Below are 15,238 nucleotides of genomic sequence, written 5' to 3'. Positions count from 1 at the left end.
TGGTCGCCCGGAATCAGCCCTCCAGCTTGTACCCGAGTCCACGCACGGTAACCAGGTGCACTGGATTGGCCGGATCGGCCTCGATCTTGGACCGAAGTCGTTTGACGTGGACGTCCAAGGTCTTGGTGTCACCGACATAGTCGGCGCCCCAGACCCGGTCGATCAACTGTCCGCGCGTGAGCACCCGGCCGGTGTTGCGCATCAGGTACTCGAGCAGGTCGAACTCCTTGAGCGGCAAGGTGATCTGCTCGCCGTTGACCATCACCACGTGCCGCTCGACGTCCATGCGCACCGGACCCGACTCCAGCACGCCCTCACCGACGCCGCCCTCGTCGTCGCCACCCCGACGCAGGACCGCACGGATCCGGGCGATCAGCTCGCGAGCCGAGTACGGCTTGGTGACGTAATCGTCGGCGCCCAATTCCAGGCCGACGACCTTGTCGATCTCACTGTCGCGGGCAGTGACCATAATCACCGGCACGCTGGAACGCGCACGCAGTTGCTTGCAGACGTCGGTGCCGGACATGCCCGGAAGCATCAGATCCAGCAGCACGATGTCGGCGCCGGCCCGGTCGAATTCGGCCAGTGCCGCGGTTCCATCACCCACCACCGTGGCTTCGAAACCCTCTTTACGCAGCAGGAATGCCAGCGGGTCTGCCAGCGATTCCTCGTCCTCGACGATCAAGACGTGCGTCATCCCGGCTGCTCCTCCCGGTAGGAACCCTCTGCGTCATCAACAGCGGGTCTGATCACGGCTCCTCCTTATCTTGGTCCACACTGCCCTGGTATGCCGGAATCGCCAAGGTGAATGTCGAACCGGTGCCCGGCTGGCTCCACAGCGTGATGGTGCCGTTGTGGTTGGCGGCCACGTGTTTGACGATCGCCAACCCCAGCCCGGTCCCCCCGGTGGCCCGTGAACGGGCCTTGTCGCTGCGGAAGAACCGTTCGAACACGCGCTGCTGATCTTTGGGCGCAATGCCGATGCCACGGTCGGTCACGGCGATCTCGATAGACCCCTCCCGGCGACGCCGGCTGATCGACACCGGCGAACCGTGCGGTGAGTAGGCGATGGCATTGGACACCAGGTTGGCCAGCGCAGTCACCAGCAGCGGTTCGTCGCCGAGCACGCGCAGCCCGCTCGCGGCATCGGTGGTGATCGTGATCTCGGCATTGTCGGCGGCAACCTTGTGCCGGGAGATCGCCTCGTTGACCACGGCATCGACGTCGACGACACCCAGGTCCGGCAGCGGGTCGGCCCCCTGCAGCCGGGACAGCTCGATCAGCTCACCGATCATGCTGGCGAGCCGGTTGGCCTCCACCAACACCCGCTCGGCGAACGGCCGCACCGCCTCGGGGTCATCGGCTGAAGCCAGCAGTGCTTCGGCAAGCAACCCCATCGCCCCCACCGGGGTTTTGAGTTCGTGGCTGACATTGGCCACGAAGTCACGGCGACTGGCCTCCATGCGGGCCTGCTCGGACTGGTCGTCGACGATCACCACCGCGAACCGCTGATCGTCCTCCGACAGCAAGCGGGCATAACCGCGCACCGCCGACAGATCCGCCCGGGTGGCACCGGGCGCCCGCTTGGCCACCGTCAGGTCGAAGACCACTTCCTCGCCCGACAGTGCACGCTGGGCGGCCGCCCAGGCCTCGTCGTCGAGCAGACGGCCGTGCACAAGTCCCAGCTCGGTGGCCCGCTCGTTGAGATAGACGACGTCACGGTGGGAGTCGACGACGGCGATCCCCAGCGAGGCGTGCGACACGATCTGCTGGAGCATCTCGGCGACGGTGATCCCGGATCGGTCCGTGGCGGCCTTGCGACGCCGTTCGGCCAGCCGCGGCGACAACCACACGCCGGCTGCCACGCCGGCCGCCAGCGCAGGAATCGCCGACGCTGCAGCAAGCGTCAGCGCCGAGGTCGCAGCCACGGCAAAATCGTACGCAGTCGGGCAACCCGACCTGACCAGCGCTGGACCACGACGTGCGCCGAATGTGAATTCATCGCGAAGATTTCACCCGGTTTCCACCCCGCATTCACACTGGACGGCCCGTAGTCGCTACTTGGCGCCCTGGTTTGCCACTGCAGCGGCCCCTGCGGCGGCCGCCTCCGGGTCCAGATAGACACCGCCGGCCACCTTCGGGCGCAGGTCGGCGTCCAAGTCGTAACGCAGCGGGATACCCGTGGGGATGTTCAACCCGACCACGTCGTCATCCGACATCTGGTCGAGGTATTTCACCAACGCCCGCAGCGAGTTGCCGTGCGCCGCGATCAGCACCGTCTTGCCGCACCGCAAGTCCGGGATGACGACGTCGGTGAAGTACGGCAGGAAGCGCGCCACCACGTCGGCCAGGCATTCGGTCAGCGGTCCACCGCCGATGTCGGCGTACCGGGCGTCCGTGTCCTGGCTGTAGCGACTGCCGGCCTCGATGGGCGGCGGCGGGGTGTCATAGCTGCGCCGCCACGTCATGAACTGGTCGTCGCCGTAGCGCGCCTTGGTGGCGGCCTTGTCCAGCCCCTGCAGCGCACCGTAATGACGCTCGTTGAGCCGCCAGGTGCGATGCACCGGGATCCAGTGCCGGTCGGCGGCGTCGAGCGCCAGGTTCGCGGTGGTGATCGCCCGGCGCAACAGCGAGGTGTAGACCACATCCGGCGCCAGGCCGTGTTCTACCAACAGTGAACCGGCGCGGACCGCCTCTGCGCGGCCCTTGTCGGTCAGGTTGACGTCCATCCAACCGGTGAACTGGTTGCTGGCGTTCCATTCGCTTTCGCCGTGGCGCAGCAGCACCAAGGTGGCAGTGTCAGACATGGGCGTCAGTGTCTCAGTCGTCATTGCTGTCGATCAAATGCTCAAACGCCCGCAGGTTCTTCAGCGACTGCCCGGTCGACACCCGCCAGTCCCATTCCTTCTGGATCGATGTGGCGAATCCCAACTCCAGCAACGTGTTGAAGTCGAAATCGACCGCTTCGAGCACCTGCCCGAGAACCCGGTCGATCTCCTCGACGGACACCGATGCCAGGGCCATCCGGCCCACCAGGTAGATATCGCCGACGTTGTCCAGCGTGTAGGCCACGCCGTAGAGCCGGCGATTGCGCTTGAGCAGGTACCGATAGACGCCGGCATCGTTCTCGTCCGGCTTGCGACAGACGAACGCCTCGATGCGCACCGAGTGCTCCCCGACACTGAGGATGGTGTTGGTCTTGAGCTTGCGCTCGCCGGGCAGTTCGACGATCAGACCCGGCAGTCCGCCGTGGGAACCCGGCGTGGGTGCGTAGGTCAACTCGGCCACCTGCAGCGTGCTCTCGATGAGTTCCAGGACCTCGCAGCGATTCACGCGCGCGCTCCACGCCGCGCCGGCCAGCGCCGGGGCCGTCGTGCGGATCCCAGCACCCGCATCCGCCCGCTCCGGGCCGCGGCGAAGTCGTCGATAGCCTGGGCGTAGCTGGCCAGTTGGGCGTCGACCGTGCGCTCCCAGGAGAACTTCGTCGCATGTGCGGCCGCGGCCCGGCGCATCGCCCATCCCCGGGGTCCGGAGCCCAACCGCAGCAGCTCGTCCAGGCCGCTCGCCCATGCCTCGATGCCGTGCCCGTCGACCAGTCGCCCGGTGACGCCGTCTTGCACCGCCACCGGCAGCCCGCCGACGGCCGCGGCGACCACCGGTGTCCCGCACGCCTGCGCCTCCAGCGCCACCAGGCCGAACGACTCGGAGTAGCTCGGCACGGCCACCAGGTCGGCGGCCCGGAACAGCGCCGCCAGATTCTCACGGGACTGCGGCGGCAGGAAGGTCACCCGCTCACTGATACCCAGTTCGGCAGCCAGCCGAACCAGGCCGCCCGGTTCCGCCAATCCGCTGCTTCCCGACGGCCCACCGGCCACTACCACCCGCACGCCGGGCAGCTTCGCCGCCGCCCGCAGCAGGATGTCGGGCGCCTTGAGCGGCTGGATACGGCCGACGAACGCCACGATCGGTTCGTGGTCCGACAGGCCCAACGCGGCGCGGGCCGCAAGTCTGTCGCCGGGCCGAAACACCTCCAGGTCGACGCCCGGGTGCGCCACGTCGATCCGGCGCGGGTCCGCATCGTGCAGCGCCACCAGTTGGTGGGCCTCGTCTTCGGTGTTGACGATCAGCCGATCCGCGGCGTCGACGACCTGTTGCTCGCCGACCATGCGCAGGGGCGGCTCGGGGGCGTCGCCCGCGGCGAGCGCGGCGTTCTTCACCCCGGCCAAGGTGTGCGCGGTATGCACCAGCGGCACCGCCCACCGGTCAGCTGCCAGCCATCCGACCTGGCCGGAGAGCCAATAGTGCGAATGCACCACGTCGTAGTAGCCGGGCTCGTGGGCGGCCTCGGCGCGCAGCACTCCGGCGGCGAACGCGCACAGCTGCGTGGGTAGGTCGTTCTTGTCCAGGCCTTCGAAAGGCCCCGCCACAACGTTGCGCACCAGCACGCCGGGTGCGACGTGCTGCACCGGCGGGTCGGCCGACGACGTGGCGCGGGTGAACACCTCTACGGCGACCCCGCGACGCGCCAGATGCAGTGCGCTCTGCAGGACGTAGACGTTCATGCCGCCCGCATCCCCGGTGCCGGGTTGGGCCAGCGGCGAGGTGTGTACCGACAGCAGCGCTACCCGGTGCACATCGGATCTGACTCCATGGCCCACCCCGCCATCTTGACAGGTCGGTTCAGGCGGACACTTCCGGGACCACGCGGGCGACCGGCCCACGGGACCGGCGCATGGCACCGACCGGGTCGGCGTAGAGCCCGCCCAGCGACACGGTGCCGGCACCGGCCTCCTGAACCCGGTTGCCGAACGCGGTGACCCTGATGCTGCGCCCCGACAACACCGATCGCTGCCGAAACGCCCGCTCCACCTCGGCCATACCCTCCGGATATTCGGTGAATCCCTGGCCACCTACCACCAGGTCATCGGGGTTGAGCACGTCGCGCAGCAACGCCACCGCCTCCCCCAGCGCCCGCGCGCGCTCGGTCAGCAGGGCCGCGGCCCGCTCGTCGCCGCCCCGCGCCTCGCGCACCAGGGTGGTGACCGCCGCCGCCACTGCCCCACTGCCCTCGGGCAGCAGCCGCAGCCGCCGGGCTGCGGCCAGGACTGCCTCGTCGCTGACGGTGGACTCAAGATGTCCCGAACCCCCGAGCAGCTCGGAGTAGACCGGCAGGCCGGCGATGGTGCCGGGACCGCTGGCCGGGCTGTGCACCCGCCCGCCGATCACCAGGGCATAGCCCACCGTTTCCCGGGCGTAGACGTAGAGGCTGGTGGTACTGATGGCCGTCGGCCGCCGCACACCGAACAGCAGCTCAGCCCCGGCCATGGCGTCCACGTGGGAGGCCACCGACACCGGCAGGCCAAGCTCTTCGGCCAGCACCGGACCGACCGGGGCGGCCGTCCAGCCCAGCCTCGGGTGATCCACATGCCCGGTGGCGCCGTCGACCGCGCCACCGATGGCCACCCCGACCCACAACGGACGGCGCTTCTGCCACCGGGTCAGATACCGGCTGGCGCTGGCCGCCAACGACGCCAGCGCCGGCCCCGCGCCCTTGTTGGGGGTCGGGGTCTCGACGACGTCGAGCGTGCGGCCGAGCAGATCGGTGGCCACGATGCTGGTGGTCTTGGCCCCGATGTGCAGGCCCAGGGTGAGGAACGGCTCATGGTTGACCACCACAGGCCGCCGGGGCCGACCGATCGCCCCAGAGGTGGCCAGGTCGGCGCGCTCCAGCAGCAATCCGGCTTCCAGCAGGGCACTGACCTGGCGGTTGACAGTGGCGACGCTCAGCGAGGTGGCGCCGGCGATCGCCTCGCGGGCGACCGGGCCATGCTGGCGCACGGCGGCGAAGACCTCCGCGCCGGCCGAGTCGGCCAGCTGTAGCGCCGGTGCGACGACGCGGGGATGGGAACGCGGCCGGTCATTGCGGTGGTTGGCCAGGTGAGCGGTGAGAGAGGTAGTACGCACGAGATGTCCTTGTCTTCAGGAAAGTCCGATTCGGGGCCGGTTACGCCTTCGACCCGGCGGACTCTCCTAAGGAGCGCTACTCGCAGCAGGTCAGGCGCAGCAACACGCGCAACAACATGCGCCGTTGGCGACAAGACAGACCGCTGTCAGAAAGCGGGCACTGCGGGACATGGCTGAGAATCTATCACGATCACTAAGGTTGAGGCGATGACGACTTCTGGGCACGACCAGCGCATTGCCGTGGTCACCGGCGCCAGTTCGGGTATTGGTGAGGCGACGGCGAGAGTTCTTGCCGCACAGGGCTTCCACGTGGTCGCCGCGGCACGGCGCGCCGATCGGATAGCGGCGCTGGCCGACGAGATCGGCGGCACCGCCGTTGTGACCGACGTCACTGACCCGGACGCGGTCGCGGCGCTGGCCGAGGCGTGCGATCGAATTCCCGGCTCGGTCTCTGTGCTGGTCAACAATGCGGGCGGGGCCAAGGGTCTGGCGTCGGTGGAACAGGCCGACCTCGAACACTGGCGCTGGATGTGGGAGACCAACGTACTGGGCACCCTGCACGTGACTCGGGCCCTGCTGCCCAAGCTCGTCGCCTCCGGCGACGGCCTGGTGGTCACGGTGACCTCGATCGCGGCATTAGAGATCTATGACGGCGGCGCCGGCTACACCTCGGCCAAGCACGCCCAGAGCGCGCTGCACCGCACGCTGCGCGGCGAGCTGCTGGGAAAGCCGGTGCGGCTCACCGAGATCGCCCCCGGCATGGTGGACACCGAATTCTCGCTGGTGCGCTTTGACGGCGACCGCGAGCGCGCCGACGGCGTGTACCACGGCTTGACGCCGTTGACGGCGACCGACATCGCCGAGGTAATCGGGTTCGTGGCCTCCCGGCCACCCCACGTCGACCTCGACCAGATCGTCATTCGCCCGCGCGATCAGGCGTCGGCGACCCGGGCTCACCGCGTCGAGCCTCGCTAGCCGCCGGGCCCCAATGCGGCGCCCCAGCATCGCCTCTCCTACGTCGAGCCTCGCTAGCCGCCGGGCCCCAATGCGGCGCCCCAGCATCGCCTCTCCTACGTCGAGCCTCGCTAGCCGCCGGGCCCCAATGCGGCGCCCCAGCATCGCCTCTCCTACGTCGAGCCTCGCTAGCCGCCGGGCACAGGACTCGTCGTCGGTGTGCCCGACAGGGTCGGCGCGTCGGTCGGAGTGGCCGGCGCCGCGCTGGGCAGCGAGGTTCGGGACTGCTCAGGGCTCGCCAGCGCCGACATCGAGACCCAGGTGTCCCAGTCCACGGCCCAGTCCCAGATGTCCCCATCGGCGTAGGACAGTTCGATGGAGCTACCGGTGACCTCGACCGGGTCGCCATAGATCGCGCTGTAGAAGTACTGCTCGGCGTCTTCGGTGGACAGGTTGATGCAGCCGTTGGTGACGTTGGTGTTGCCCTGGGCGCCGGCGCTGGAGGGGTTGGCGTGGATGAACTCGCCGTTGTTGGAGATCCGGACCGCCCAGCGCTCATGGATATTGCTGTAGCCGGCCGCGGGGTTGGACATGTAGAAGTCGGCGTACTTCTCGCTGACCACATGGATGCCGTTGCGGGTGATGTTGCGGGCCTTGTCGGCCTGCCCGTAGCTACAGGGGAAGTCCATGATCACGCCCTCGTCGCGGACCACCTGGATGCGGTGCGAGGAGACCTCTGCCTTCACCACCTGGCGCCGCCCGATCGCGAAGTCCAGCGACATGTCCTGCGCCCCGTAGGCACCCTCGCCGAACGCCAGACCGTACAGCTTGGCGCTGACGTGCACGGTGGTTCCGACCGGGAAGTACTCGCGGCTGCGCCAGTGCACCCGCGCCCCCTGCACCTCATCGGGCAACCAGGCCCAGCTGCCGTCCACCGGGGGCTCGGTGACGATGCTCAGCGCTCGTTCGACGGCCGCCTTATCGGCGATCGGCCCGTCGAACTGCAGGATCACTGGCGCGGCTATCCCCACGGTCTGGCCGTCGGCCAGCTGAAAACCGCCGTCGATGACAGCGGAAGGCGTGACCGTGGTGATGCGGCCGCTGACCGCTACGGCGTTGCCGTCGTGGCCCACCACCGACCCGCTCCAGGTGTAGGCGGCGTCGTAGCCCAGCGGTTCGGTGACGGTGTAGCGCGTGCGCTCGCGGTTGAAGGTTCCTGCGAGCACCTTTCCCGCGGGACTTGTCAAGGTCACCCGCTGAAGCCAGCCGTCGCGGACCGTGATGCCCACCGGGGCGGTAGGCAGCACATCGGTGACGGCCCCGTTTTCCAGTGCCGGCTCGAAGACCACCGTGGGGGCCGAGGGCGGCGCCTTCTCGGCGCTCGTGCCCGATCGGCCGAAACACCCCGCCACCGCCGTCGGCGCCAGCACGCCGGCGGCCAGCGCCGTCAACGCTTGCCGCCGGTTCAGGGTCACGGCATTCCAAGATACCGGCCCAAATGCCCGGCCACCTGCGATGTTGATTACACCGGGTCTATAGCGCGCACCCGACAAGCACCGGCTCGGGGTGCAGGGTGATACCAAACGTGTCGTGCACCCCGTCCCGCACGGCACGGGCCAGACCCACGATGTCGGCGGAGCTGGCGCCGCCCCGATTGGTCAGCGCCAGGGCATGTTTGGTGGACAGACGCGCAGTAGCCTCCGCACCTGGATATCCCTTGCCGAATCCCGATCGCTCCACCAGCCAACCGGCAGCCAGTTTCACGCCGCCGGGAGCGTCCCAGTGCGGCACCGGTCCGCGCGTCCGGTCAGCAATATCAGAGAAGATATCTTGTGGCACAACAGGATTGGTAAAGAACGAGCCGACGCTCCAGGTGTCGTGATCGGCGGAGTCGAGCACCATGCCCTTTGCCGCCCGCAGCGCCAGCACCGCGGCGCGAACGGCCGCCGGGTGACGGGATTCACCGTCGGCAGCATCAAGAGCCGCAGCCAGCTCGCCGTAGCGCAGCGGTGCGCTGCGCCCGGACGGATCCAGTTCGAATTCGACCTCCAGCACCACCGCCGCATCGGAGCGCTTGAGCACACTGGTGCGATAGCCGAGCTCCAAGTCCGCCGCCGGCGTCCAGCGCACCTCGCCGGAGTGCCGATCCAGCAACAGCACCCGGGTGAGCCGATCGGCGACCTCCACGCCATAGGCCCCGACGTTCTGTACCGGGGTCGCCCCGGCCGAGCCGGGAATGCCCGACAGACACTCCAGCCCGCCCAGATTCGCCGCAACCGACCGGGCGACGACGTCGTCCCACACCGCACCGGCCTCGGCTCGCAACAGGTTGCCCTCGATGCTGATCTCGTCGTTGGCCAGCACGACGGCGGTCAAATCCTCCAAGTCGTCGGCGATCAGTACGTTGGAGCCCCCGGCCAGCACCAGCGGGTTGTCGCCGGCCTCGTCGAGCCGGCCCAGCGCGGCAACGATCTGCGCACTGTCGGTGCAGGTGATCACGCGCCGGGCGACCGGTCCGACCCGCAGCGTGGTCAGCGGTGCCAGCGACACCGCCTCGGCGACACGCGCGCCCGCGAACTCGGAACCCGCCACGGCCGGTAACGGTAGCGTGACCAGCTATGCCGCGTACATTCACGCTCTCCGAGCACTACCCGGCGAGCGTCGAGCAGGTGTACGCCGTCTTTGCCGACGAGCATTACTGGCGGGCACGACTGGCCGAATCTGGAGCCGACGTGGTGGCGTTGGAGGAGATCACGGTTGGCCCCGACGGCGGCGTCGACGTCCTCACCAAACAGGGCATTCACCGGGCGAAGCTGCCCGCTCTGGCCGCGCAGTTTCATCCCGGCAACCTCGATCTGGCGCGCCATGAGACCTGGCATCCGGTCCGGGACGGCCGCGCCCGCGCACAGGTGGTCGGCAAGGTCGTCGGCGCACCGGCGAAGCTGTCCGGTGACGCGGTGCTGGCGCCGTCGTCAGGCGGCTGCGAGTTGCGGCTGACCGCTACCGTGCAGGTCGACATCCCGCTGGTAGGCGGCAAGATCGAAAGCTTCATCGGGGGCCAGCTGGCCGAGCTGATGAACACCGAACAGCGTTTCACCTTGGCATGGCTGCGGCAGGGCGGCGCGGCGTCGACGACATAGGCTGGGTCCATGCGGATTGCGTGTGCGCAGATGCTCAGCGGCGCCGACCCGGTGGCCAACTTGGAGTTGGTGACCGATTACACCGAGCGGGCCGCGGCGCAGGGGGCCGCACTGGTGGTGTTCCCGGAGGCCGCCATGTGCCGGTTCGGTGTGCCGCTGGGGCCGGTCGCCGAACCGCTGGACGGGCCATGGGCCAACGGAGTCCGTGCGGTGGCGGCGCGAACCGGGATCACCGTTGTCGCGGGAATGTTCACCCCCGCCGAGGACGGCCGCGTCACCAACACATTGCTGGCCGTCGGCCCGCAGACCGACACGCACTATCACAAGGTGCACTTGTATGACGCCTTCGGTTTTACCGAATCACGCACGGTGGCGCCGGGATTCGAACCCGTGGTCATCGATGTCGAGGGGGTCGGCGTTGGATTGTCCACCTGCTACGACATTCGGTTCCCGGCGCTCTACACCGAGCTGGCCGACCGCGGCGCGCGGCTGATCGCGGTCTGTGCGTCGTGGGGCGCGGGCCCGGGCAAGGTCTCTCAATGGGAATTGCTGGCCAGGGCCCGGGCCCTGGATTCCACCAGCTACGTCGCCGCCGTCGGGCAGGCTGATCCGGGAATGCCGGCGGATTCCTCCGGCGCGCCGACCGGCGTGGGGCACAGTGTGGTCGTCTCGCCATGGGGTGAGGTGGTCGCCACGGCCGGTGCGTCGCCGCAGCTCCTGGTGTGCGACATCGACCTCGACACGGTCGCAGACGCCCGCCGGACGCTGGCCGTGTTGAGCAATCGCGCGGCCTTCCTTCAGGTCGGTAAGGCAGAATCGCCCGGGTGAGCACTCCGCCCGGACCTCCCCACGGCGAGTCAGCGTGGGCTCGCCCCACCGGCCAGCCCGAACCGCACGGGAACTCGACGCCGCCTCCACCGGAGCCGTCAGCGCCGCCGACCCGTCAGATGCCAGCGGGCGGGGGCGAAGAGCCCACCACCCACATTCCCGCGACGCCCCCGCAGGCGCCGCCCGGTGAGGCACCCACCACCGTGCTCGAAACCCCGGGCATCGTGTCGCGGACGGCCTCGGTCCTGCGTGACCCCCTGGCCCTGGTGCTGATCCTGGTCACCGTGGTCGCCTTGGCGCTGGCCGGACTGATCGGCGCTGAGCTGATCGCCCGCCGCATCGGCGACAGCAAAGTGGCCAAGGCCACCGAATGCGTGGTGAACGACAAGGCCACCGCCTCGTTCGGTGTGACGCCGCCGTTCCTGTGGCAGCACATCACCGGCAACTACACCAACATCTCGATCCACACGGCGGGCAATCAGGTCAAAGACGCCAAGCAGATGACCGCCGACCTGAGCATCTCCGACGTCGACCTGCACGGCACCGGTGACTCGCGAGGCACCATCGGCTCGCTGCAGGCCACCCTGACCTGGCCGGCGGCCGGCATCAAGGAGACCGTTCAGTCCATGGTGCCGCTCCTGGGCAACCTGGTCTCGGAGCTCAAGACCAATGCCCAGAACGGCACCGTGGAGCTGCGGGGGGCGTTCGGCCTGGCCACTGTCGTCGTGAAGCCCGAAGTCGTCAACGGGGGACTGTCGCTGCAGGTGCAGAAACTGACCGGACTGGGCGCGCTGACACTGCCACGCGAGACGCTGCAGCCCGAGCTGGACAGGTTTGCCGCGCAGCTGACCAAGCGGTATCCGCTCGGTCTGCACGCCGACAGCATCGAGGTCACCGATTCCGGTGTGGTGGCGCGGTTCTCCACGCAGAACGCCTCCATCCCGCGGACGGACGACCCCTGCTTCGCCAATCTGTAACCTTGCACAATGAGTGCTCCCGGACCCAGTCATAGGTTTTCCGGTCTGCCGGCGGTCATGCTGGCGCTGACCGCTGTGCTGGCCATCATGCTGGTAGGGATGCTCGGCGGCGAGCTCTACGCCCGTCATCGAGCCAACACTCTGGTCGCCGACGCCGTCTCGTGCGAGGCGCAGGACAGCGCCAGCGTTTCCTTCGGGACCACTCCCCCGGTGCTGGCGCAGTATTTCAACGACGAGTATCCGCACATCTCGGTCAAGACCGCGGGCAACCAAATCCGGCAGGCCAAGGGCATGCGGCTGGAGCTCGATATCCGCGATGTCCGGTTGAACAAGGGCGCGGGCGCTCAGGATCCCGCCGGCACCATCGGCTCTCTGGACGGCACCATCACCTGGCCGGCCGACGGCATCAAGCAGTCGATCCAGGACGTGGTCCCGATGATCGGCAGCATCGTCACCGGCTCCGTCACCACTGATCCCGACGCCGGCACCGTCAGGCTCAAGGGCCTGCTCAACAAGGCGACCGTGAAGCCGCAGTTGGCCGGCAACGGCCTGTCGCTGCATGTGGTCGATCTGGAGGCGCTGGGCCACGACCTGGACACCGACACCGTGCAGCGCCGGCTCGACGAACTCACCGCGAAAGTGACGGGCGATCTGCCGCTGGGGATCCACCTCGACAGCGTGGAGGTCACCGATACCGGTGTCGTGGTGAAGTTCTCGACGCGCGACGCCGCCCTCTCGGGGCAGTCGTCAAGTCAGTGCTTCGAATCGTTCTAGCCGGTGGGTTCGCGTTAGCCCAACCCGTCGAGCACCGCCCGCGTGCCCGACAACCCCAGGCGGGTCGCGCCGGCGCCGAGCATGGCCAGCGCGTCCTGGGCACCACGGATTCCGCCGCTGGCCTTGACCCCTAACCGGCCATCGACGGTCTGAGCCATCAGCTCTACCGCGTGCACCGTAGCCCCGCCGGAGGGATGGAATCCCGTGGAGGTCTTGACGAAATCCGCACCGGCATCCTCGGCGGCACGGCAGACGGCCACCAGGGCGGCCTCACCGGCGAACTCCAGCAGCGCGGCCGATTCGACGATCACCTTGAGTACGGCGCGGGGCACCGCGGCGCGCACCGTCGCGATGTCGGCGCCGACGGCTGCGAAATCACCGGCCAACGCCGCACCGACGTCGATGACCATGTCGATTTCGGCGGCCCCCGCCGCTGCGGCCAGCGCAGCCTCCTGGCCCTTGACTGCCGGTAGGTGCTTGCCGGATGGGAAACCCGCCACCGCCGCGATTGGGACTCCGGCCGTGTTTGCCGTCGCGGCAACAGCGACCATCGACGGCGACACGCAGACCGCGGCGACCCCCAGCTCAGCGGCCTCGGCGACGAGGGCCGCGACCTGGGCCGCGGTCGCCTCGGGTTTGAGCAGCGTGTGGTCGACCAACTGCGCCACCTGCTCACGGCCCCAACGGGGCGCGGGCGTCACCGACATCAGAAGGCCTCCTCAGCCGCACCTGGGTTGCAACCGGATTCGAGCATGGTCACGTCGTCGACCACGGGCCGCCAGGGCTCCAGATTCCAGCTGGTCTTGCCGGGGCGAGCAAACTCGGCGTAGCTCCAGTGGCAGACGAACTGATCGCGCATGCCCGGGGTGTCGGCGTCGGGCGCCTGCGCGAGCACCTCATGCCACGCCCGCTCGCTGACGGCTCCGGCCTCCAGGCGCAGGGCCGCCGCCCGCGCAGCCGGAGTGGGGTACACCCGCAGGCTTGATCTATTGGCGTAGCTGACCCATTCGGTGTGGTCGATGTAGCCGGGCGATTCGGTGTCGGCGGCAGCCGGTGCAGCGCTCAGCACCGTGGCCGCAGCGGCCGATACCCACGTCAGGACGAGCGAACGCACCATGGCGTTAGTGGGACTTGCCTTGAACCTCGAGGAGTCGGGGACGTACATCCACCAGGTAAACGCCGGCCGCACAGGCCGCGATGGCCATTCCCATCACCTGCAGACCCGGCATCAGGGACAGCAGCCCGCACACGCCCAGGATCACCAGCCACACCGGCTTGGTGAGCTTGTCGGTGGCGGTGTAGGCATCCGAACGTTGCATCGCCGCGTGAACGAAGGCGTATACCGCCGTGGCGAAAACGGCGATCTGCAGAACGAAAAGGACGGTACCCACCAGGTTCGCAGCGATCACGCTACAAGCCTAGGCGGGCACCGTCCCGGGCGTCGAACCCGACTACTTCTGGGTGACCTTCTTGGCCGGGGCCTTCTTGGCAGCTGGAGCCTTCTTGGCCGGGGCCGCCTTCTTGGCCGGGGCCTTCTTGGCGGCCGGAGCCTTCTTGGCGGGCGCCGGAGCCGGCTCGTCCTTCGCGGGCAGGTCGATGCCGACCAGCTTGGCGGCGCGCTCGCCGACCTCGCGGGTCTGCGTCGCGACGTTGCCCAGCACCTCCTGGGTCAGTTCGACGGCCTGCTCCACGTAGCCCTCGACCTGCGCCGAGGCGTCGTCCAGACCGGACTGGCTGCGCAGCCGTACCAGGGCGGCCTCACCACGGGCCACCAGGTCGTTGTACCGTCCGCTGGCTGCCTCCGCGTAGCCCTCAGCGGCCTTGCGCAGCTCGTCGGCGGTGAAGCGCTCACGCAGCTCGGCGAACTGCTCGGGCAGCTCTTCCTGCAGCTTGGTCAGGCGGGCACGGCTCTCTTCGACGCGGGTAGAGGCATCCTCGCGGGCGTCACCGGCACGCTCACGCAGGTTGGCGACGAGGTCGGTCACGGTGGCCAGGGCCAGGTCGGCTGCGCCGATCGCGGCGAGCAGCGGGGCCTTCAGTTCTTCGATGGTCGGGTTCTCGGCCATGTCGGGTTCCTTTCAGGTGGAAATCGTGTGTCGGTATTTCAGTCAGGAGAACGCAAGAGAATCAGTCAGGTGGCGTCTCCTCACCGTCGGCCTCGTTCTGCTGCAGAAAAGAGGTGTAGATGTCGAGCAGAACCTGCTTTTGCCGTTCCGTGATCGCCGCATCGGAAATCACCGCGTCACGGACCTCGCTCTTCTCGCTAGGCTCCAAGATTCCTGCCCGGACATAGAGCACCTCGGCGGAAACCCGCAGGGCCTTGGCGATCTGGCTGAGGACGTCAGCGGAAGGCTTGCGCAGGCCACGTTCGATCTGGCTCAGATACGGGTTGCTGACACCGGCCTTGTCGGCCAGCTGACGCATGGACACCTGCGCCGCTTCGCGCTGGGACCGGATGAAGCTACCGATATCCGCCGCCGCCGTGGAGACCACCGCGGTGAGCTTGTCATCCTGCGACACCGGTGACCCCTTTCGTGGACTGGCGATTGCTGACACGTGCCACGATACTGGGGGGTGCTAACTTTTGCAAGCACTTGCTAG

General features: G+C 68.5%; 18 protein-coding genes. 5 read left to right on the top strand and 13 right to left on the bottom strand.

All coding sequences use genetic code 11. The annotated features are described in order from the left end of the window. Positions 1–13: 13 nt before the first annotated feature. The 6 genes from regX to G6N09_RS10800 all read right to left on the bottom strand — a co-directional run bounded on the left by regX (position 14) and on the right by G6N09_RS10800 (position 5,937). Positions 14–697 carry a two-component sensory transduction protein RegX gene (gene regX, locus G6N09_RS10825; RefSeq protein ID WP_024443448.1) on the bottom strand — a complete coding sequence of 228 codons (684 nt, stop codon included), beginning with the start codon at positions 695–697 and terminating at the stop codon, positions 14–16. A gap of 52 nt (positions 698–749) precedes the next feature. Then, the gene (locus G6N09_RS10820; protein ID WP_083022674.1) at positions 750–1,928 is read right to left on the bottom strand and encodes a sensor histidine kinase; all 1,179 of its coding nucleotides are present in this window, start codon (positions 1,926–1,928) and stop codon (positions 750–752) included. Positions 1,929–2,057: 129 nt separating this feature from the next. Beyond that, positions 2,058–2,807 (bottom strand): phosphoglyceromutase, encoded by a 750-nt coding sequence (locus tag G6N09_RS10815; RefSeq protein WP_083022673.1) that lies wholly within the window; start codon positions 2,805–2,807, stop codon positions 2,058–2,060. A 13-nt stretch (positions 2,808–2,820) separates the two neighbouring features. Further along, complete coding sequence (locus G6N09_RS10810) at positions 2,821–3,333, bottom strand: type III secretion system chaperone family protein (protein WP_083022672.1); 513 nt, start codon at positions 3,331–3,333, stop codon at positions 2,821–2,823. Continuing rightward, positions 3,330–4,658: a D-inositol-3-phosphate glycosyltransferase gene (gene mshA / locus G6N09_RS10805; RefSeq protein ID WP_109558786.1), complete on the bottom strand. Its 1,329-nt coding sequence runs from the start codon at positions 4,656–4,658 to the stop codon at positions 3,330–3,332. Before mshA ends, G6N09_RS10810 begins: the two co-directional genes overlap by 4 nt. 22 nt (positions 4,659–4,680) lie before the next feature. Next, entirely contained in the window at positions 4,681–5,937 is a 1,257-nt protein-coding gene (locus G6N09_RS10800) for an ROK family protein (RefSeq protein ID WP_234806902.1), read from the bottom strand. Positions 5,938–6,171: 234 nt separating this feature from the next. Between G6N09_RS10800 and G6N09_RS10795 the strand changes: the two genes are divergently transcribed. Next, entirely contained in the window at positions 6,172–6,939 is a 768-nt protein-coding gene (locus G6N09_RS10795; RefSeq protein WP_083022670.1) for an SDR family NAD(P)-dependent oxidoreductase, read from the top strand. 167 nt (positions 6,940–7,106) lie between these two features. Here the strand turns inward: G6N09_RS10795 and G6N09_RS10790 are convergent, their stop codons facing one another. Both G6N09_RS10790 and G6N09_RS10785 read right to left on the bottom strand, forming a co-directional pair. Beyond that, the gene (locus tag G6N09_RS10790; RefSeq protein ID WP_275985652.1) at positions 7,107–8,387 is read right to left on the bottom strand and encodes a L,D-transpeptidase; all 1,281 of its coding nucleotides are present in this window, start codon (positions 8,385–8,387) and stop codon (positions 7,107–7,109) included. Positions 8,388–8,451: 64 nt separating this feature from the next. After that, positions 8,452–9,510 carry a UDP-N-acetylmuramate dehydrogenase gene (locus G6N09_RS10785; RefSeq protein WP_083022668.1) on the bottom strand — a complete coding sequence of 353 codons (1,059 nt, stop codon included), beginning with the start codon at positions 9,508–9,510 and terminating at the stop codon, positions 8,452–8,454. A 26-nt stretch (positions 9,511–9,536) separates the two neighbouring features. Between G6N09_RS10785 and G6N09_RS10780 the strand changes: the two genes are divergently transcribed. The 4 genes from G6N09_RS10780 to G6N09_RS10765 all read left to right on the top strand — a co-directional run bounded on the left by G6N09_RS10780 (position 9,537) and on the right by G6N09_RS10765 (position 12,637). Continuing rightward, the gene (locus G6N09_RS10780) at positions 9,537–10,058 is read left to right on the top strand and encodes a DUF2505 domain-containing protein (RefSeq protein ID WP_083022667.1); all 522 of its coding nucleotides are present in this window, start codon (positions 9,537–9,539) and stop codon (positions 10,056–10,058) included. A gap of 9 nt (positions 10,059–10,067) precedes the next feature. Continuing rightward, entirely contained in the window at positions 10,068–10,886 is an 819-nt protein-coding gene (locus tag G6N09_RS10775) for a carbon-nitrogen hydrolase family protein (protein ID WP_083022666.1), read from the top strand. A 119-nt stretch (positions 10,887–11,005) separates the two neighbouring features. Continuing rightward, complete coding sequence (locus G6N09_RS10770) at positions 11,006–11,863, top strand: LmeA family phospholipid-binding protein (RefSeq protein WP_109558785.1); 858 nt, start codon at positions 11,006–11,008, stop codon at positions 11,861–11,863. A 9-nt stretch (positions 11,864–11,872) separates the two neighbouring features. Next, on the top strand, positions 11,873–12,637 hold the full coding sequence (locus G6N09_RS10765; RefSeq protein ID WP_083022664.1) for an LmeA family phospholipid-binding protein: 765 nt from the start codon (positions 11,873–11,875) through the stop codon (positions 12,635–12,637). Positions 12,638–12,651: 14 nt separating this feature from the next. Here the strand turns inward: G6N09_RS10765 and deoC are convergent, their stop codons facing one another. The 5 genes from deoC to G6N09_RS10740 form a co-directional block, all read right to left on the bottom strand. Continuing rightward, complete coding sequence (gene deoC / locus G6N09_RS10760) at positions 12,652–13,344, bottom strand: deoxyribose-phosphate aldolase (RefSeq protein WP_083022663.1); 693 nt, start codon at positions 13,342–13,344, stop codon at positions 12,652–12,654. After that, positions 13,344–13,754, bottom strand: a complete 411-nt coding sequence (locus tag G6N09_RS10755) for a DUF2599 domain-containing protein (RefSeq protein WP_109558784.1) — start codon at positions 13,752–13,754, stop codon at positions 13,344–13,346. Before G6N09_RS10755 ends, deoC begins: the two co-directional genes overlap by 1 nt. A gap of 4 nt (positions 13,755–13,758) precedes the next feature. Next, positions 13,759–14,028: a DUF2516 family protein gene (locus G6N09_RS10750; RefSeq protein WP_083022804.1), complete on the bottom strand. Its 270-nt coding sequence runs from the start codon at positions 14,026–14,028 to the stop codon at positions 13,759–13,761. 60 nt (positions 14,029–14,088) lie between these two features. Beyond that, on the bottom strand, positions 14,089–14,703 hold the full coding sequence (locus G6N09_RS10745; RefSeq protein WP_083022661.1) for a heparin-binding hemagglutinin: 615 nt from the start codon (positions 14,701–14,703) through the stop codon (positions 14,089–14,091). Positions 14,704–14,764: 61 nt separating this feature from the next. Next, positions 14,765–15,157: a helix-turn-helix domain-containing protein gene (locus G6N09_RS10740; RefSeq protein ID WP_046190363.1), complete on the bottom strand. Its 393-nt coding sequence runs from the start codon at positions 15,155–15,157 to the stop codon at positions 14,765–14,767. Between the last annotated feature and the right edge of the window lie 81 nt (positions 15,158–15,238).

It is taken from the genome of Mycolicibacter minnesotensis (assembly GCF_010731755.1).
Classification (GTDB): Bacteria; Actinomycetota; Actinomycetes; order Mycobacteriales; family Mycobacteriaceae; genus Mycobacterium; species Mycobacterium minnesotense.
The sequence above is the reverse complement of the archived record's forward strand: the minus strand, read 5'-3'. Positions and strand labels throughout refer to the sequence as shown.